The 16,864-nt window shown below is 65.9% G+C and carries 18 protein-coding genes; 7 read left to right on the top strand and 11 right to left on the bottom strand.

Annotated features, from left to right (window positions below; all coding sequences use genetic code 11):
• Positions 1–118: 118 nt before the first annotated feature.
• From ABDZ95_RS10240 to ABDZ95_RS10230, 3 genes are read right to left on the bottom strand one after another with little or no spacing between them, the layout of a single operon-like run.
• Entirely contained in the window at positions 119–667 is a 549-nt protein-coding gene (locus tag ABDZ95_RS10240; RefSeq protein WP_343793346.1) for a hypothetical protein, read from the bottom strand.
• The gene (locus ABDZ95_RS10235; protein ID WP_343793344.1) at positions 586–1,482 is read right to left on the bottom strand and encodes an NAD(P)-dependent oxidoreductase; all 897 of its coding nucleotides are present in this window, start codon (positions 1,480–1,482) and stop codon (positions 586–588) included. The genes ABDZ95_RS10240 and ABDZ95_RS10235 overlap by 82 nt, the downstream gene beginning before the upstream one ends.
• On the bottom strand, positions 1,479–1,976 hold the full coding sequence (locus tag ABDZ95_RS10230; protein ID WP_343793342.1) for a flavin reductase family protein: 498 nt from the start codon (positions 1,974–1,976) through the stop codon (positions 1,479–1,481). The genes ABDZ95_RS10235 and ABDZ95_RS10230 overlap by 4 nt, the downstream gene beginning before the upstream one ends.
• Positions 1,977–2,102: 126 nt before the next feature.
• Here ABDZ95_RS10230 and ABDZ95_RS10225 point away from each other — a divergent pair, with 126 nt between their 5' ends.
• Together ABDZ95_RS10225 and ABDZ95_RS10220 are read left to right on the top strand one after the other, a co-directional pair.
• The gene (locus ABDZ95_RS10225; protein ID WP_343793340.1) at positions 2,103–3,008 is read left to right on the top strand and encodes a flagellar motor protein MotB; all 906 of its coding nucleotides are present in this window, start codon (positions 2,103–2,105) and stop codon (positions 3,006–3,008) included.
• Between the two features lie 128 nt (positions 3,009–3,136).
• Positions 3,137–3,868 carry an arginyltransferase gene (locus tag ABDZ95_RS10220; protein ID WP_343793338.1) on the top strand — a complete coding sequence of 244 codons (732 nt, stop codon included), beginning with the start codon at positions 3,137–3,139 and terminating at the stop codon, positions 3,866–3,868.
• Here ABDZ95_RS10220 and ABDZ95_RS10215 read toward each other — a convergent pair.
• From ABDZ95_RS10215 to ABDZ95_RS10180, 8 genes are all read right to left on the bottom strand, one after another.
• The gene (locus tag ABDZ95_RS10215; RefSeq protein ID WP_343793336.1) at positions 3,865–4,890 is read right to left on the bottom strand and encodes a M48 family metallopeptidase; all 1,026 of its coding nucleotides are present in this window, start codon (positions 4,888–4,890) and stop codon (positions 3,865–3,867) included. The two genes, ABDZ95_RS10220 and ABDZ95_RS10215, sit on opposite strands and share 4 nt — an antisense overlap.
• Positions 4,891–4,899: 9 nt before the next feature.
• Positions 4,900–5,472 carry a LemA family protein gene (locus tag ABDZ95_RS10210; protein ID WP_343793334.1) on the bottom strand — a complete coding sequence of 191 codons (573 nt, stop codon included), beginning with the start codon at positions 5,470–5,472 and terminating at the stop codon, positions 4,900–4,902.
• A gap of 156 nt (positions 5,473–5,628) precedes the next feature.
• A complete protein-coding gene (gene parC / locus ABDZ95_RS10205; protein WP_343793332.1) occupies positions 5,629–7,830 on the bottom strand; it encodes a DNA topoisomerase IV subunit A in 2,202 nt (733 codons plus the stop codon).
• A gap of 1,049 nt (positions 7,831–8,879) precedes the next feature.
• A complete protein-coding gene (locus ABDZ95_RS10200; RefSeq protein ID WP_343793330.1) occupies positions 8,880–9,992 on the bottom strand; it encodes an alkaline phosphatase D family protein in 1,113 nt (370 codons plus the stop codon).
• 61 nt (positions 9,993–10,053) lie between these two features.
• Positions 10,054–12,393 (bottom strand): TonB-dependent receptor, encoded by a 2,340-nt coding sequence (locus tag ABDZ95_RS10195; RefSeq protein ID WP_343793328.1) that lies wholly within the window; start codon positions 12,391–12,393, stop codon positions 10,054–10,056.
• Between the two features lie 226 nt (positions 12,394–12,619).
• Entirely contained in the window at positions 12,620–13,342 is a 723-nt protein-coding gene (gene recO / locus ABDZ95_RS10190) for a DNA repair protein RecO (protein ID WP_343793326.1), read from the bottom strand.
• On the bottom strand, positions 13,342–13,830 hold the full coding sequence (locus ABDZ95_RS10185) for a nuclear transport factor 2 family protein (RefSeq protein ID WP_343793325.1): 489 nt from the start codon (positions 13,828–13,830) through the stop codon (positions 13,342–13,344). The genes recO and ABDZ95_RS10185 overlap by 1 nt, the downstream gene beginning before the upstream one ends.
• Positions 13,831–13,876: 46 nt before the next feature.
• Positions 13,877–14,488, bottom strand: coding sequence for a flavodoxin family protein (locus tag ABDZ95_RS10180; RefSeq protein WP_343793324.1), 612 nt, complete (start codon positions 14,486–14,488; stop codon positions 13,877–13,879).
• 112 nt (positions 14,489–14,600) lie between these two features.
• Here ABDZ95_RS10180 and ABDZ95_RS10175 point away from each other — a divergent pair, with 112 nt between their 5' ends.
• From ABDZ95_RS10175 to ABDZ95_RS10155, 5 genes are read left to right on the top strand one after another with little or no spacing between them, the layout of a single operon-like run.
• A complete protein-coding gene (locus ABDZ95_RS10175; protein ID WP_343793323.1) occupies positions 14,601–14,948 on the top strand; it encodes an ArsR/SmtB family transcription factor in 348 nt (115 codons plus the stop codon).
• Positions 14,932–15,435 (top strand): SRPBCC family protein, encoded by a 504-nt coding sequence (locus tag ABDZ95_RS10170; RefSeq protein WP_343793321.1) that lies wholly within the window; start codon positions 14,932–14,934, stop codon positions 15,433–15,435. The genes ABDZ95_RS10175 and ABDZ95_RS10170 overlap by 17 nt, the downstream gene beginning before the upstream one ends.
• A 25-nt stretch (positions 15,436–15,460) precedes the next feature.
• Positions 15,461–15,937, top strand: a complete 477-nt coding sequence (locus ABDZ95_RS10165) for an SRPBCC family protein (protein WP_343793319.1) — start codon at positions 15,461–15,463, stop codon at positions 15,935–15,937.
• A 35-nt stretch (positions 15,938–15,972) separates the two neighbouring features.
• The gene (locus ABDZ95_RS10160) at positions 15,973–16,416 is read left to right on the top strand and encodes a VOC family protein (RefSeq protein ID WP_343793317.1); all 444 of its coding nucleotides are present in this window, start codon (positions 15,973–15,975) and stop codon (positions 16,414–16,416) included.
• A 49-nt stretch (positions 16,417–16,465) separates the two neighbouring features.
• On the top strand, positions 16,466–16,858 hold the full coding sequence (locus ABDZ95_RS10155) for a DoxX family protein (protein WP_343793315.1): 393 nt from the start codon (positions 16,466–16,468) through the stop codon (positions 16,856–16,858).
• The last annotated feature ends 6 nt before the right edge of the window (positions 16,859–16,864 follow it).

The following is a 16,864-nucleotide window of genomic DNA, read 5'->3' as shown; positions in this document are numbered from 1 at the left end:
CCGAATCCGAACTGCAACTTTCTGAAGGTTTTACAGCCGATTAGATCGGCAACACCGACCGAACCTGTGCGATCTGCGAAATGATGTATCGGGTTCTGGCGATCAGGCCCGCCTGAGCTCAGTCCTCGCGCAACTCCAGGGCCGTGAAGGGCTTCTGGCCGCGTTCGATGCGGATCATGTCCAGAACGCCGACCAGCTGTCGCGAACGCCAGTGGCTGCAGAAGAAGGCCAGAACGCCGAAGCTGCAGAACGCGACGAACTGCATGGTCAGGGTCCGATGTGCGTTGACGAACGCCATCAGGTCGTCACCGGCGACCTGGGCCAGCAAGGCGATGATCGAGAACGGGATCGTCAGATAGCCGATGATCACCGCGCGCAGCATCTGGTCCTGACGGCGCGCGTTCAGATTCGCGAGCGCCGACAGGGCGTCGAACGTTTCCTCATCGACCCCGTCCAGAAGTTCGAAGGTCTGCCGTGTAGAGCGGTTGCGGCGGAAGCCCGACACGAAATCTATGCCGACATAGCTCCACGCGCCCGGCGTCCAGAAGCCGGACGGAAGCAGGCTCCAGGTCGGGAAGAAGCGGATCAGTCGCTTCCAGAGGCCCCAGACGGCGAGTTCCTCGACTGTCTCTGCTGAAGCCGCGCCGTCAGGCTCGACGTGTCCCATCGCGATCCCCCCATGGATTGCACCTCGGAATAGAATTGATCGACCAGCGCGGTCAGCGCCAGATGGCTGCCGTTGGCGCGGGCCTCATCGAGCACCAGGCCAAGGTCCTTGCGCATCCAGTCGACGGCGAAGCCGAAGTCGAACTCACCACGCGCCGCCGTCTTCCAGCGGTTGTCCATCTGCCACGACTGCGCCGCGCCCTTGGACACGGCGTCATAGACGGCGTCGGTATCGAGGCCTGCCGACTGCGCGAAATGGACCGCCTCGGCGATGCCCTGGACCACGCCGGCAATGCAGATCTGGTTGACCATCTTGGTCAGTTGACCCGCGCCGGCCGGACCCATGTGCTTGATCGCCTTTGAATAGCTCATCAGCACGGGCTCGACGCGCGTGAGCGCCTCGGCGTCGCCGCCGGCCATGACGCTGAGTTGGCCATTCTCCGCGCCGGCCTGACCGCCCGAGACCGGAGCGTCGATGAACGAGGCCCCCTGCCCCGCCGCCAGCGCCGCCATCTCGCGCGCGACCTTTGCGGACGTCGTCGTGTGGTCGACGATCACGGCGCCATCGGCCAGATGCGGCAGGGCTTCGCTTACAACCTGACGGACATCGTCGTCGTTACCGACGCACAGGATGAACAGCTCCGCGCCCTTTGCAGCGTCAGCGACTGTCGCGGCGAACGCGCCGCCATTCGCATCCGCCCACGCCTGCGCCTTGGCCGATGAGCGGTTGTAACCGGAGACCGTGTGACCGGCCGCCACGAGATGCCGCGCCATCGGGCCGCCCATGACGCCGAGCCCGGCGAATCCGATCTTCATGCTTCAGGCTCCGCCGCGACGCCGTAGCGACCGCGATAATAGGTCAGGGCCGCACCCGGCCGGGTCTCGAACGCCTCGACCTGTCCGACGATGGTCAGGTGGTCGCCCATGACGATGCGGTCGTGGGTCGTGCAGACCAGCCGCGTCAGCGCGTTCTTCAGGCGCGGCGGCTCGATGCTGGTGCTGTCGAACTCCTCGGCCGACAACTGGCTGACGCCCCAGGCGAAGCGATCCGACATCTCGTGATCCTCGACCGGCAGCATGTGCACGGCGAAGCGGTCTGCGGCCGCGAAGGCGTCATGCCGCCAGGATTTCTGATCCAGACACCAGAGCACCAGCGGCGGGTTCAGCGAAACCGAGGTGAAGGAGTTCACCGTGATGCCCAGCGGCCCCTCCACCGTATGGGCCGTCACGACGCAGACGCCGGTCGCGAAGCCGCCCAGCGCGCGCCGGTAAGCGGTGCTGTCGAAGGCGGGATCGGTCGGGGTTTCCACGGTCACGTCTCTGGACCTAGGCGGCGTCGGCGCGCAGGGCAAGCGGGCGGACATGGCAAACGGGTTCTTAACGTCCATCGGCGATTCTCAAGGCCGAGAATCCAGTGCTTCAGGGTCTGCCTGCCGATGTCGATGAACGATCGCCCGATCATCATCAAGAAGGTCAAGAAGGTGTCCGGCGGCGGGCACCACGGCGGCGCGTGGAAGGTCGCCTATGCGGACTTCGTGACCGCCATGATGGCCTTTTTCCTGCTGATGTGGCTGATCAACACGACCGATCCCGAACAGAAGAAGGGGATCGCCGAGTACTTCGCGCCCGCCAGCGTCTCGCAGACCACGTCGGGCTCGGGCGGCATTCTGGGCGGCACCTCGCTGGGCGACGACGCGGGGGCCAAGGGCGCCGGCTCGATGTCCGCGATCACCCAGCTCGCGCCCGAGGCGCCGCCGGATGCGCCGGAACAGGCGGGCCAGAACTCGAACCTCGCCGCGGCGAGCGAAGAGGAACTGCGGGACGAGATCGCCCGGCGCGAGGCCGCGGACTTCGCCTCGGCCGCCGAGTCCCTGCGTCAGGCGATGCAGTCGATGCCCGAACTGGCCGAGCTGTCGAAACAGCTGATCATCGACCAGACGCCCGAAGGCCTGCGTATCCAGCTGGTGGATCAGGAAGGGCGTTCGATGTTCGACAATAACGCCTCCCAGCCCAATGCGCGGGCGCAGCTGCTGCTGCGCGCCGTGTCGAGGGTGATCAATCGCCTGCCGAACCGCATCTCGATCACCGGGCATACCTCGGCGGCGGCGGGCTCGAACCGCGCCAGCGGGCCGAACGACTGGACCCTGTCGGCGGCGCGCGCCAACGCCTCGCGGCTGGTGCTGCAGGCGGCGGGCGTCAATCCGGACCGGGTATATCAGGTCGCCGGCAAGGCGGGTTCGGACCCGCTTTATCCCGACGACCCGTCGCTGGCCGGGAACCGGCGGATCGCCATCGTGCTGCTGCGCGAGGCCCCGGTCCTGCCGACGGACACCAGCCTGTGACGGGCTGCCCGCCAGCTCCGGTTTCGGGCGGCGGGCGAACGGGCTTGCGCCGGGCGACGACACAGCGCCAGATGGCGGAATGAGCGGCTCGCCGGAATTCGGGCGTATTGGGATGCGGAGGTGACCGTGTGACCCAGTTCGTCCCGCAGCGGCAGCTCCGCTTCTACCTGACCTCGGTGGCCCCCTGCCCCTATCTGCCCGGCCAGACCGAGCGGAAGGTGTTCGCCAACCTGCCCTTCAGCGATGGGGCCCACGTCAACGACGAACTGACCCAGGCAGGGTTCCGGCGCAGCCAGAACATCGCCTATCGCCCGGCGTGCGAGACCTGCGACGCCTGCGTCTCGGTGCGGATCCCGACCGGGGAGTTCGCCTTCTCGCGGTCCCAACGGCGGATCCTGCGGGCGAACGAGGACCTGTCGCGCGATCTGGTCGAGGCCGAAGCGACGACCGAGCAGTTCGACCTGCTGAGAAAGTACCTGAACGCCCGGCACCCCGAAGGCGGGATGAGCGGGATGGGCTGGCTCGACTACGTCGCCATGGTCGAAGATACGGCTGTCCGGACCCATTTGATCGAGTACCGCCTGCCCTCGGCCGACGGCGGGCCGGGCGATCTGGTCGGGGTCTGTCTGACGGACCTCCTCTCGGACGGGCTGTCGATGGTCTACAGCTTCTTCGATCCGGAGCTGGAGGAGCGGAGCCCGGGCCGGTTCGCGATCCTGGACCACATCCGGCAGGCCCTGACCGTGAACCTGCCCTACGTCTACCTGGGCTACTGGGTCCGGGGCTCGCAGAAGATGGACTACAAGGCCTCGTTCCGGCCGATGGAACAGCTGACCCGGCTGGGCTGGCGACTGCTCTAGCCGGCCGAGGGCACCGAGGTGGCGTAGGCCGGAGCCTCGGACTGGCCCGACCAGACCCCCGGATCCCGACCGCCGCCGAACTTGATCAGGGCCTGAACCCGCTTCTCGATCGGCGGATGGCTGGCGAACATGCCCTCGAGGCCGACGCCGTTGGGCTGGTTGTCGAGGAACAGCTGCTGCAGCTCGTCCGGCCCCTTCACGTCCGACCGGCCCTCGACCTTGCGCAGGGCCGAGATCATGGCGTCGGGGTTCTTGGTCAGCTCCACCGCCCCGGCGTCGGCGACGTACTCGCGGGTGCGCGAGAGCATCATTCGGATCACCAGCGCCAGGATGAAGCCGATGATGGCGAACGCCATGCCGATCAGCATCAGGGGCGCGGCGTTCTTGTTGTCGCTGCGACGGCCGCCGCCCGAGTACATCAGGCCGCGGAAGACCAGCTCGGCGACCACGCTGATGATGCCGGCGAAGATGGACGCGATGACCATGGTCCGCACGTCCTTGTTGATCACATGGGTGAGCTCGTGGGCCATGACGGCCTCGACCTCGTCCCGGGTCATGGCGTTCACCAGACCGCGGGTCAGGGTGATGCTGTACTGCCCCTCGTGCAGGCCCGTGGCGTAGGCGTTGAGGGCGTCGCTCTCGATGATGCGCAGGGTCGGGGTGCGCATGCCGCGCGAGATAGCGAGGTTCTCGAGCAGGTTATAGAGATCCGGCTCGGTCTTGCGCTCCACCTTCCGGGCGCCGGTGAACATGTCCACCATGGTCTGGCTGCCGAAATAGGCGATGGCGAACCAGATGGCGGCGGCGACGAAGGCCATCGGCACGGTCGCGCCCAGCCACGACGCGGCCAGCGCCATGTCGTCGCCCAGCCCCCTGCCCGTGCCAGGCAGGAAGCCGACGCCCATCAGCATCAGCTGGACGCCGTAGAGAATCCCCACCAGCAGGAGGGGAAAGGTCACCAGCAGGATGATCGAACGGGTGTTGTTCGCCCAGATATGGGTCTGGAGCCCGACCGCGCCCATAATGACGTCTTAGAACTTCACCTGCGGCGGCGCGGCGTTCAGGGCCGCGCGCTCGCTCTCGCCGACGTCGAAGAACGGCTTGTCCGAACCGAAACCGACCATGCCGGCGAACAGGACGGTCGGGAACTGGCGACGGACGGCGTTGAACTCGCCCACGGCGTTGTTGAAGAAGCGACGGGCGGCGGCGAGCTTGTTCTCGATATCCGACAGCTCGCGCTGCAGCTCGAGATAGTTCGTGTTGGCCTTGAGGTCCGGATAGGCCTCGGCGACGGCGAACAGGCGGCCCAGCGCGCCGGTCAGCATGTTCTCGGCCTGCACCTTGTCGTTGACCGAGGTGGCGCCGGCGGCGGCCGCGCGGGCCTGGGTGACGGCGTCCAGGGTGCCGCGCTCGTGCGAGGCGTAGCCCTTCACCGTCTCCACGAGGTTCGGGATCAGGTCCTGGCGCTGCTTCAGCTGGACGTCGATGTCGGCGAACGACTGATCGGCGCGCTGATCCAGGGCGACCAGCTTGTTGTAGCCGCCGACGACCATGAACAGGACGATGGCGACGATGACGCCAATGACGATCAGGGTAACGAGCATTTCCGTCTCCAGTGCGCCGGTGGACCGGCTGTGCCTCAACTATCGCGCGATACGGCCGCGCTGGATAATGAAATCCCCGTCACCTGTGGATTTGTCGACCCCTCCACCACCCTTCGGGTGGTCCCCCTCCCGGCGGAGCCGACGAGACGGAGGGGTTCATCGGAACTTCCTGAGCCCGCGGGGCCCCTGCCGCCCTGCCCCGGCGCGCTTGCCGAGCCAGTCCTTCCAATCAGGCCAGTTGCGGCGACGTCCGCCGCCGTCGGCCCATTCCGGACCCTGTTCGGCGTTGAACACGGTGACGTCGGCGAGGCCGCCCTGTTTGAAGTTCTGCAGCTTCACGCCCTTGCCGCGGCCCATTTCGGGCAGTTCGGCGATAGGGAAGATCAGCGTCTTGATGTTCTCGCCGATGGTGGCGATGTGGTCGCCGGTGACGCGCAGGACCGCCAGCATGTCCCCGTTCAGCACCTGCTTGCCGCCGCGCTTCTGGGCCAGCAGGTCGTCTTCGGGCGCCACGAAGCCGTAGCCGGCTTTCGAAGCGACCAGCAGCTTGCCGCCCGGCTGATGCGCCAGCAGGTTCACGATCTCGGCCTTTTCGTCGAGGTCGATCATCAGGCGCAGGGGCTCGCCATGTCCACGACCGGACGCCAGCTTGTCGGCGCCGACGGTGAAGATGCGGCCGTCCGAGGCGGCGACCAGCAGCTTGTCGGTCGTATAGCCCGGCACGAGGAAGGCGAGGCTGTCGCCTTCCTTGAACTTCAGCTCCGACGGATCCTCGACCTTGCCCTTGGCGGCGCGGATCCAGCCGCGCTCCGACAGGATGACGGTGATGGCCTCGCGCGGGATGAAGGCCTCGACCGGGGCGAACGACGAACTGTCGACGGCCTCCGAAATGGTGGTCCGGCGCGGCGAGATCAGGGCCTTGCGAACGGCCTCCAGATCCTTGCCGATCTGTTTCCATTGCTTGGCCGGCGTGGTCGACAGCGAGCGCAGGTTGGCCAGTTCCTCGGACAACTCCTTGAACTCGTTCTCGATCGCCATTTCCTCGATCCGCGCCAGCTGACGCAGGCGGGTGTCGAGGATGTAGTCCGCCTGCATTTCCGACAGGCCGAAGCGGGCGATCAGGACGGCCTTGGGCTGTTCCTCCTCGCGGACGATGCGGATCACCTCGTCCAGATTGAGGAAGACGATGCGCAGGCCTTCCAGCAGGTGCAGGCGCTTCTCGACGCGCTCGATGCGCCATTGGGCCCGGCGCAGCAGGACCTCGCGGCGGTGATCGAGGAAGGCCTGCAGGCAGGGCTTCAGGCCCATGACGCGCGGCGTGCCCGTGGCGTCCAGTACGTTCATGTTGATCGGGAAGCGGACTTCCAGATCGGAGAGCTTGAACAGGCTCTCCATCAGGACCTCGGGCTCGACCGTGCGGGACTTGGGCTCGAGGATGACGCGGATGTCCTCGGCCGACTCGTCGCGGACGTCGGCCAGAAGCGGGGCCTTCTTGTTCTCGATCAGCTCGGCCAGATCGGCGATCAGCTTGGACTTCTGGACCTGATACGGGACCTCGGTGATGACGATGCGCCAGACGCCGCGACCCAGATCCTCGGTCTCCCAGCGGGCGCGCAGGCGAACGCCGCCCCGACCGGTTTCATAGGCATCAAGGATGGAGGCGTGGCCCTCGACGGCGACGCCGCCGGTCGGGAAGTCCGGTCCCGGCACCAGGGCGACCAGTTCCTCGGTCGTGGCCTCGGGCTTCTCCAGCAGCAGGTGGCAGGCGTCGATCAGTTCGCCGACATTGTGCGGCGGGATCGAGGTGGCCATGCCCACGGCGATGCCCGACGAGCCGTTGGCCAGCAGGTTGGGGAAACCGGCCGGCAGGACGATCGGCTCCTGATCCTGATCGTCGTAGGTGGCGCGGAAGTCGACGGCATCCTGATCGATGCCCTCCATCAGCAGGACGGCGGCCGGCGTCAGCTTGCACTCGGTGTAGCGCATGGCCGCGGCGCTATCGCCGTCGATGTTGCCGAAATTCCCCTGCCCGTCGACCAGCGGATAGCGCTGGGCGAAGTCCTGGGCCAGGCGGACCAGGGCGTCATAGATCGAGGCGTCGCCATGCGGGTGGTACGAACCCATCACCTCGCCGACCACCTTGGCGCATTTGCGCGCAGCGGCCTGCGGGTTCAGGCGCATCTGGTGCATGGCGTACATGATGCGCCGGTGCACCGGCTTGAAGCCGTCGCGGACGTCGGGCAGCGCCCGGTTTGTGATGGTCGACAGGGCGTAGGCGAGATAGCGCTTGGAGAGCGCATCGCCCATCGGCTCGTCGACGATGCGTCCGCCCTCGGGCGGCGGGGTGTGTACGGTCATGACATCCGAATCGAGGGTTCGTGCCCGTCAGTCTAGGGCGAAGTGTCTCGACCTGCGGAATTTCATGGGATCATTTGCGCTCTGATCTCTGCTCGCGAAGGCATGCCAGACTTTTCACAAGTGTGAAGCCGGTATGCGCGCGGGCCATCAGGGCGAGCACCGATCCCGCGCGCGGCAGCCTCAGTAGTTACAGATGAAGTTCCGGAAGTGGTAGGCGTCGGCCCAGTCCCACCAAGCATCTTCCGTCAGGGTAGCTTGCCAAACAGAGTAGTAGTGGTCGGCGTTCATTTCCGCCATTCGGCATGTGATCGTCACGCGTGAGCCAGACGCCTCGGCTGGTGATGTTGAAAACATGACCCCCAATGCCGCCGCAGCGACGAGAGTCGTGGTGATTGCCGCCTTCGTTCTTCCAGAGGGCATGATTCAGATATTCCTTGTAATGCTAGTTGATGCCTATTCTCAGGACGAGAAAGTCAGCAGGTTTTTTGGCCGTACAGACAGTGCTCCGGCGCGATTCGCCGGAGCACCAGGAACCGATCAGTAATTGCAGTTCAGGTTGTAGGCAGCGAACGCCTCTGCATACAGAGCATAGTAAGAGTCATCGCCTGTCGCCAGGTATTGCTCAAGGTAGTGATTTGCCGTCGCCAGTTGAGCCCGGCACCACACCGCCATCGGAGGAGCGTTGATTACGGGCCCCGACCGGGGAACGCCGGCGATGGCGGGGGTAGCCAGCGATGCAGCAGTCAGTGCGGCTGCAAGGCACATGGAAAGAGCGGCTTTTGTTTTAGACACTGCACTTCTCCACTCGTTACAAATCTCCGGATACAGAGACGCGCAGAACGGACGCCCGGCCTCGACGAAGGTCAAGGTGGGTCGGTTCACTATTACTGCTTAACAGGATCGAATTACTGAAGCAGACCCGAACAGTATTCACCAAGAGTTGCAAACCCGTGCCGTTGGGGGATAGCAACGTTCCGGTGGAGATTGATCTTCGCTCGACGCGTGGCGATCGGGGCGCTGCGAGGTCACCGCGATCGCCAGCACCCGGATCAGACCTGAAGATCCCCGGTCCGGATCAACTGCTCCAGCTTCACCGCGCCGTTGACGTCGCGGACCTCGGCCAGCAAGGTTGGCGCCCTGCCCCGCTCCCAGCCGATGGTCAGCAGGCCGAAATTCTGCTCCTGAACGACAGCGCCCTGACGCAGGGCGTTGGGCGGGATGAACTCCTCGACCTCGGTGATGCCGGAGGAGGTGATGTCCCACAGCGGATACGGGACGTTGTCGTCCAGCCGGGAGATCTCGCCGTAGTGAGTGTCGCCGGACAGGCAGATCAGCCCGTTGGCGCGCCTGTCGCGGATGGCGTCGATCAGGCGCTGGTGATCGCGGGCGAAGTTGATCCAGGCCTCCCAGCCTGGGAAGTCGGCCACCACCTGGAGGCTGGAGCCGAAGATGCGCAGATCAGCGGGAACGGACAGCTGGTCCTCAAGCCAGCGCCACTGGGTCTCGCCCAGCTGGGTCGCCTCGAGCGCGGGATTGCGCATGTAGGGGCCGGGTGACGGCTTGCCGGTGTGGGCCTGCTGACGTTGCCAGTCGCTGTGCCGCTGGCCGTTGAGCTCCAGCGGGACCAGGCCGGTGCGATTCCAGCGCAGGTCCGGCAGGATGATCTGAACCTTGCGGCCCTCCGGGCCGAAGACGTGGGCCGTGTAGATGCCGTCGCGGGTGCGGCGCGGACTGTCGGCGGGCTCGCCGAAGAAGTCGAGGAACAGGCGGCGGGACTCCTCCTTCATCGGATAGTCGATGCCGGCGTCATTCTCGCCGTAGTCGTGGTCGTCCCAGATGGCGAGAATCGGCACGCCGCTGGCTTTGAGGCGCTGGAAGCCCGGCTGGGCGGCCAGTTCGGCGTACTTGCGGCGCATGATGCCGACGTCGCGGGTGTCGAGATAGACGTTGTCGCCCAGGAAGATGAACAGGTCAGGGTTGGTGGCGAGGATGGCGTCCCAGATCGGCTGGGGCTTGTCGCTCTTCGCGCAGGCGCCGAAGGCGATGCGTGTCAGGGCGCGGGCCTGTTGCGGGTGGCTGTCGGCCCTCGCGGCGGATGCGCCGGCTACGAGGCCGGCGCCGACCGTGCCGGCCATGAGGCCGCGGCGGGAAAGCGTGGTCATGGGGAACTCCTGAAAAGGAAGGGCGCGCCCCTTGCGAGACGCGCCCTGTTTCTGATCGGCCTCAGAAGCGACGGCGGACCGAGACGAAGACCTGACGCGGGGCGCCCGGCAGGAAGGTCTGGCGGCCGGCGTCGTTCTGGAACCCGCCCGAACCGACAGTGGCGATGAAGTCGGTATCCAGCAGATTGGTGACGTTCAACTGGACCTGTGTGCCGTTCAGCCAGGAGCCGCCGCTGGTGAAGCGATAACCAGCAGTGAGCTCGCCCAGCAGGAAGGCATCGGCCGACTCGTCGTTGAGATAGGACGAGTACCGCTCGCCCGTGTAGGCCGCCGCCAGCGTCGTGAAGAAGGCGCCGTTGTCGTACGACAGCTCGGCCCGGGCCAGGGCGTTGGGGATGTTGACCAGGGTCTTGCCAGCGGTGGCGACCACATTGCCGGCGCCATCGCGGACGTTATCGTCGTAGGTCGAGTCGTTGTAGCTATACGAAACGAAGCCCGAGACCGTGTCCGTGAAGTTCCACAGACCGGCGACCTCGAAGCCTCGGCTGGTGACCGAGCCCACGTTCTGGATCCCGTTGCCGAGGCCCTGGATCGATGAGCCGAGGGCGACGCTGAGCAGGCGGTTCTCGAACTTGACGTCATACAGGGCGACCGTGCCCTGTAGACGGTCGAACCGGAAGCGCCAGCCGGCCTCGATCGATGCAGCGGTTTCCGGCCTGATCGTGCGCTGGAGAGCCCGGAAGCCCACGGCGGTAGCCGAGAAAGGGCCGCCCGTGGCGGAGGATTCGTAGGCGCGGATGTTCTCGGTGTACGAGGCGAACAGTTCGTGATCCGGGGTCACATCCCAGGTCAGGCCGACCTGCGGAAGGAAGTTGTCCTCGGCCTTGATCGAGCCGGTCTTGTCGGGGCCAACCAGGGTCTCGGCCACGTTCTCGGCGCTCAGGGATTTGAAGCCGAAGTTCAGGGTCACGGTATCCGTGATGTCCCAGGTGTCCTGCACATAGGCCATCACCGTTCTCGTATCGAACGCATACTGCCATTGGGTCAGGAACGGGTTCTCGTAGAACTCGTACGGCTCGGCGAGGCTTTCGGTCCGCGACAGACCGTAGAAGCGGCGGGCCTGGACGAAGTGGTTGTCCTCAACCCAGAAACCCGCCTCGAGCATATGGGAGCCAAATTCGTACCGGGCCGAGCCGAAGAAGCCGAAACGCTCGATGTCGTATTCGGTCGTGCGGACCGAGATCGGGCTCGGGTTGGCGATAACGACGCCGTTCTGGTCACGGGCGCCCGCCGTGGTGGCCTGGTAGGGCGTCCACCAGCCGCCCATGCCGCGGTTGTCATGGAAGTAGCCGCTCACGGACACGTTCAGACGGTCGGTCAGCGGATAGTCGACCGTCACGCCGCCGAGAATGTCGTCCCGCAGGGTGGTGGAGTCATAGTAGGCATCGTCGATGCAATCCCAGCCGCCGACGTAGGGGTTGGTCCCTGCCAGTGGACCGGAGCCGTTGCCCTGGGCGCAGTCGCGGTTCGGATTGGCCTGGTAGATGGCGGCGTTGGTGACGGCCGTCGCATAGTCGTTGATGACGTTGTCCCAGTTGCGGCCGAGACGATCGATCTGCTCCAGCGACAGATCCTGCTGATCCTTCTCGCGGCGCTCGGACAGATCCAGGAAGGCGCTGATCGAGCCGCGACCGGCCGGGTGATAGAGGTTCAGGTTGAGCTGGCGGCTGTTCAGATCGCCCCAGCCCTTCCAGTGGTCACCCTGCTGGTCGGCATAGGAGGCCGACAGGCGCGTGCCGGCCGAGCCGAGCGCGCCGCTGTCGATGCGAACGAAGCCCCGATAGGTCTGTTCGCTGCCAATCACACCGGCGACGTCGATGCCGAAATCCTCGGACGGTCGTCGCGAGACGAATTGAAGGGTGCCGCCCAGGTTGCTGCTGGAAGCGGTGCCGAGCGAACCCGAGCCTTGGGCCACGTCGACCCGGCCGAGGTTCTCGGAAATGATGGCGCGCGAGATGTGCAGGCCGTTGTGATTGCCGTAGCTCATGTCGCCCAGCGGCACGCCGTCGAGAGTGAAGCCGAGCTGGCTCTGCGAGAAGCCGCGCAGGACGATCCGGGTGGACCACTCGTAGTTGCCCTGCGAATCCGACGACTGGAAGCTGACGCCCGGCAGGCGTTCGATCGCCTTCAGCGGGCTGGTGCCCGGAACCTCGATGGCGATGGCCTCGTCGGTGATCGAGGACTGCTGGCGGGCCGAGCCGCGTCCGAAGACGACGACGTCTTCAAGGCTGGTCGGGCCGTCAGGGCCGTCCGGCTCACTGACGAGCGTCTGCGCCAGCGAGGGCGTGGCGAAGGCGAGCGCCGCCAGCGAGACGCCGGCGAGAATGCGTTTGTCGATCATGGAAGTCCCCAGAAATCACGCCGGGCGGCGTGTGGGACGGGGCGTTAGGCCGGTTCCATGACGGTGAATCGAAGTTTTCGCAAAGCAGATGTGACCCATAAGGTCATCGATATATTTTCGGCGCGATCGTATCCCAATATCCGCAGTAAATATAAATGCAGATGTGAATACAATATCTCCTGTAGTTCTATAGATATCATCCGCAATCGGATCAACCGATTATTTGTCAGGCAGCGGACAGTTTCTCGACGAGACGGTCCCGCGCCGGCGGCAGGGGCCTGTTCTGCGGGTGGAAGACGAACTGTTCGAGGAAGTGACCGGTCAGGGCAAAGCCGGCGAGGATGTCCCCCGTACCCAGCCCGGCCTGGGCGCCGAGCATGAAGGGCGGCAGGGCCAGCATCTTGTCGGCATAGGGGGCGCCGGCCTCGCGGCTTACGGCGCGGCCGGTCCGCGGGCTGACATAGATCAGGTCGTCCATAGCGCCCGTGGCGGCGCAGCGCGACAGGTCCATGCCGAAGCCCAGATCCTCCAGCAGGCCGGCCTCGAAGCGGACGAAGATGGCGGGCCAGACCTCCGGCAGGGCGAAGGCGGAGACCAGAGCCTCGAAGGCGAGGAAGACGCCGGGATGCGGCTCGCGCTCCGGCAGGGCGCCCTGCACGACGGCGGCGGCGGCGGCGAGGCCGGTCAGGGCCAGAGGATCGTCGAACAGGACACTGGGCCCCTCCCCGATCGGCTCCAGTCGTGCAGAGCCCAGTTGCTCGGACGTGCGGGCGCGATACTCGGCCACGACGCGCGCGCCGGGCTGCAGGAAAGGCTTCATCTTGCGCGAGGCCCCGCCCGCCACATAGGCCGAGCGCCGGCCGTGGGTCTCGGTGAGCAGATCGACGATGACGCCGGTGTCGCCATGCGACCGGGCCGCCAGCACGAAGGCGTCTTCGGTGAAGTCCATCAGCGCGGCGCGTCGGTCCCGCGGACGGCGGCGACGACGGCGTCGGACTTCTCGTTCGGGATGGCGAAGCTGAGAACGTACTGTTCGATCTTCCAGCCGTCGTCGGTCAGACGCAGGACGCCAGAGCCGCGCGTTTCGCCATAGCTGGTGTTGGTCAGCTTCTCCTCGAACCAGGCGATGCAGCGGCATTCGATCGGGGCGATGGTGATGGTGCGCTCGGTGGCCGGATAGGACCAGCCACGGCCGCGCGCGAAGTAGGGCTCGGCGAAGGCGCGGAACTGCGCAAGCGTCCAGTGCTCGGTGGCGTCGGTGCCTATGAAGCGGGCGTCGGGCGTGAACAGGCCGAAGTAGGTCGGGCCGTCGGCGGCGGTCGAGGCGTCGTTGAGCCGGTCGAGCACCGCGGCGACCTGTGCGACTTCAGGAGCGGGCTCCGGCGCGGCTTGTGGCGTCTGGGCGGCGAGCAGGAGAACGGCGAGGTGTGCGATCATCCCGGCACTGTGGGCCGTCCCTGCGCCGCCGCCAAGAGCGTGGTTGTCAGTCTCCGCTTTCCGGCACTGGATAGGTGTCCGGCTTCAGCACTTTCGCCAGGGCGATCAGATTGCGCGCGGCATTGCGGCCCACGCGGTCGGAATAGTCGTGCCCCTGATCGGTCTCGACATAGTCGGGACCCGGGCCAGGCCCGAGGTGCCAGTAGGTCCAGCTCTGGGCCGGGATGGTGAAGCCCATGTCGATCAGCCCCTGCGAGACCGTGGCCACGATGTTATGGGCGCCGTCCTCGTTGCCGGTGATGACGATGCCGGCGACCTTGCCGAACATGACCGGGCGGCCGCTGTCGTCCGTCTCGGCGAAGAAGGCGTCCATCCGCTCCAGCGCACGCAGGCAGACGCTGGACATCTGGCCCAGCCAGGTCGGGGTGGCGAAGACGACGATTTCGGCGGCGAGGATCTTCTCGCGGACACCGGGCCATTCGTCGCCGTCGCCCATGTCGCTCTCAACGCCGGGGCGGATGTCCAGATCAACGAGGCGGACCAGTTCGGTCTTCGCCCCGCCCTTTTCCAGCTCGGCGATGACGACCCGTGCGAGGGCTTCGGTGCTGGAGGTCTCGGGCGACGGCTTCAGTGTGCAGTTCAGGATCAGGGCTTTCATAACGGGCCAACCAGCTCGTCGTGAGGACGTTCCGCCGATTAATTTAACCGAACGGTTGACAACACGGCCGGCCGGGTTCATTTAACCGATACGTTCAATACAGACGAAGCCGATGCAGACCGATCCCCTCTCCGCCCAGTTCGCCGCCTTGGCCGACCCGACCCGTCGGGCGATCCTGGCGCGGCTGACCCAGGGCGAGGCCACCGTGAACGAGCTCGCCGAGCCGTTTGAGATGAGCCTGCCCGCGGTGTCGAAACACCTGAAGGTGCTGGAGAAGGCCGGTCTGATCAGCCGCAGCAAGGAAGCCCAGTGGCGTCCCGCGAAGCTGGAGCCGATGGCGATGAAGGGCATGGCCGAATGGCTGGAGCACTATCGTCGCTACTGGGACAAGAGCTTCGACCGCCTGGAAGATTATCTACGCAAGGTTCAGAAAGGAAACGACGATGGCAAACGGAACTGACAACAATCCCTGCGATACCGACGGCGTCGCCCACACCTTCGATCTGGTGCTGGAGCGCGTGATCGACGCGCCGCCGGAGAAGGTCTTCAAGGCCTATACGGACCCGGCGATCCTGAGCCAGTGGTTCGCGCCCAAGCCTTGGTCGATCACCGACGCCGTGGTCGAGCCGCGCGCCGGCGGCCGTTTCAACTTCGTGATGCACGGTCCGGACGGCGAGGGCTTCCCGAACACGGGCATCTTCCTGGAGGTGGTCGAGAACCGTCGCCTGATCTCGACGGACGCCCTGACCCCGGACTGGAAGCCGGCCGGTGCGCCGTTCATGGTGGCCCGGATCGAGCTGGAGCCGACCGGCGACGGCAAGACGAAATACACCGCCACGGCCAGCCACTGGAACGCGGAGTCCATGAAGCAGCACGAGCAGATGGGCTTCCACGAGGGCTGGGGCCAGGTGGCCGACCAGCTGAACGAACTGGTGAAGACGCTCTGACGTTCGCCCCTGCGGGAGAAAATCGATGACGCTTGCGGAAGACCTCGAAACCCGGCCGACCCTGCACATGCAGCGGACTTTCGACGCCCCGCGCACGCTGGTCTGGCATGCCTGGAGCCGGCCTGAGGTTCTGGTTCTCTGGATGGGGCCGGTCGAATGGCCGGCGACCAGCGTCACGATCGACTTCCGCGTCGGTGGCGAGTGGCGCATCTGCCTGACCTCGCCGGAGACCGGCGAACACCTGTGGCAGGGCGGGACCTATCGCGAGATCGTGGAGCCCGAACGTCTCGTCTTCACCTTCAAATGGGACGAGAGCCACGAGGACGGGCCGCCGGTGGATACGCTGGTGACCGTTCGACTGGACGAAACCGACGACGGCCGGACGGTGATGAACTTCACCCACGCCGGACTGAAGAGCCAGCAGAGCCTGACCGGCCACAAGCATGGCTGGACCAGCACGGTCGACCGGCTGGAGGCCTGGCTGGCGGCCAATCCCGACTGACACCCCCTATCGAAGCCTGAGAGAGGAGACCGACCATGAAGATCGTGACGAGTCTGAGTTTCAAGGGCGAATGCCGCGAGGCGTTCGACTTCTACGCCCGCGTACTGGGCGGCAAGGTGACCGCGGCCTATCCGTTCGGCGACGGCCCGCCCGACATGCCGATCGATGCGAAGTACAAAGACTGGCTGATGCATTGCTGGCTGGACGTCGGCGACCAGTCGATCATGGGCGCAGACATGCCGCCGGAGTTCGGGCCGAACATCGACAAGCCCAAGAATGGCTTCGACGTGACCCTGCACACCGAGGACGCGGCTCAGGCCAAGACCTGGTTCGACGCCCTGGCCGAGGGCGGCACGGTGATGATGGCCTTCGGCGAGACCTTCTGGTCGCCGGGCTATGGCAATCTGGTCGACCGGTTCGGCATCCCCTGGATGGTCAACACCATCCCCTCTGGCGACTGGCAGCCGCCGCACGCCTGACGATCCTGAGGGCGGCCGTGCCGCCCTCCCCCTCACCGGAGATATGACGATGAAGGCCACACCCCTCGTCTGGACGGGGCGGGTGCTCAGCGCCCTGTTCGTCCTGTTCATGCTGGGCGCGTCGATCGCGCCGAAATTCCTGATGCCCGAGATGGCCGAGCAAGCGTCGACACCCATCGGCGTGTCGGCCGACCATGTGCTGATGATCGGCGCACTCGAGCTGATCGGAACCCTGCTCTACGTCTGGCGGCGCACGGCCCTGATGGGTGCGATCTTCATGACCGCCATCCTGGGCGGCGCCATCGCCACGCACATGAACGCGGGCAGCCCGCTGTACAGTCACACCCTGTTCGGCGTCTGGCTGGGGCTGGTGATGTGGGGCGGCCTGTGGCTGCGTGACGAAGGCGTCCGCGCCATGTTGCCCCTTAGGGGCGCGGCGTGAACCCGT

This window comes from Brevundimonas kwangchunensis (assembly GCF_039523815.1).
GTDB classification, from domain to species: Bacteria; Pseudomonadota; Alphaproteobacteria; order Caulobacterales; family Caulobacteraceae; genus Brevundimonas; species Brevundimonas kwangchunensis.
The sequence above is the reverse complement of the archived record's forward strand: the minus strand, read 5'-3'. Positions and strand labels throughout refer to the sequence as shown.

Excerpts from the sequence above, each read along its gene's own strand:
- ABDZ95_RS10240 (WP_343793346.1), bottom strand. The coding sequence starts at position 667 with ATGGGACACGTCGAGCCTGACGGCGCGGCTTCAGCAGAGACAGTCGAG.
- ABDZ95_RS10235 (WP_343793344.1), bottom strand. The coding sequence starts at position 1,482 with ATGAAGATCGGATTCGCCGGGCTCGGCGTCATGGGCGGCCCGATGGCG.
- ABDZ95_RS10225 (WP_343793340.1), top strand. The coding sequence starts at position 2,103 with ATGTCGATGAACGATCGCCCGATCATCATCAAGAAGGTCAAGAAGGTG.
- ABDZ95_RS10215 (WP_343793336.1), bottom strand. The coding sequence starts at position 4,890 with ATGGGCGCGGTCGGGCTCCAGACCCATATCTGGGCGAACAACACCCGT.
- ABDZ95_RS10210 (WP_343793334.1), bottom strand. The coding sequence starts at position 5,472 with ATGCTCGTTACCCTGATCGTCATTGGCGTCATCGTCGCCATCGTCCTG.
- parC (WP_343793332.1), bottom strand. The coding sequence starts at position 7,830 with ATGACCGTACACACCCCGCCGCCCGAGGGCGGACGCATCGTCGACGAG.
- ABDZ95_RS10200 (WP_343793330.1), bottom strand. The coding sequence starts at position 9,992 with ATGACCACGCTTTCCCGCCGCGGCCTCATGGCCGGCACGGTCGGCGCC.
- ABDZ95_RS10195 (WP_343793328.1), bottom strand. The coding sequence starts at position 12,393 with ATGATCGACAAACGCATTCTCGCCGGCGTCTCGCTGGCGGCGCTCGCC.
- recO (WP_343793326.1), bottom strand. The coding sequence starts at position 13,342 with ATGGACTTCACCGAAGACGCCTTCGTGCTGGCGGCCCGGTCGCATGGC.
- ABDZ95_RS10185 (WP_343793325.1), bottom strand. The coding sequence starts at position 13,830 with ATGATCGCACACCTCGCCGTTCTCCTGCTCGCCGCCCAGACGCCACAA.
- ABDZ95_RS10180 (WP_343793324.1), bottom strand. The coding sequence starts at position 14,488 with ATGAAAGCCCTGATCCTGAACTGCACACTGAAGCCGTCGCCCGAGACC.
- ABDZ95_RS10175 (WP_343793323.1), top strand. The coding sequence starts at position 14,601 with ATGCAGACCGATCCCCTCTCCGCCCAGTTCGCCGCCTTGGCCGACCCG.
- ABDZ95_RS10170 (WP_343793321.1), top strand. The coding sequence starts at position 14,932 with ATGGCAAACGGAACTGACAACAATCCCTGCGATACCGACGGCGTCGCC.
- ABDZ95_RS10165 (WP_343793319.1), top strand. The coding sequence starts at position 15,461 with ATGACGCTTGCGGAAGACCTCGAAACCCGGCCGACCCTGCACATGCAG.
- ABDZ95_RS10160 (WP_343793317.1), top strand. The coding sequence starts at position 15,973 with ATGAAGATCGTGACGAGTCTGAGTTTCAAGGGCGAATGCCGCGAGGCG.
- ABDZ95_RS10155 (WP_343793315.1), top strand. The coding sequence starts at position 16,466 with ATGAAGGCCACACCCCTCGTCTGGACGGGGCGGGTGCTCAGCGCCCTG.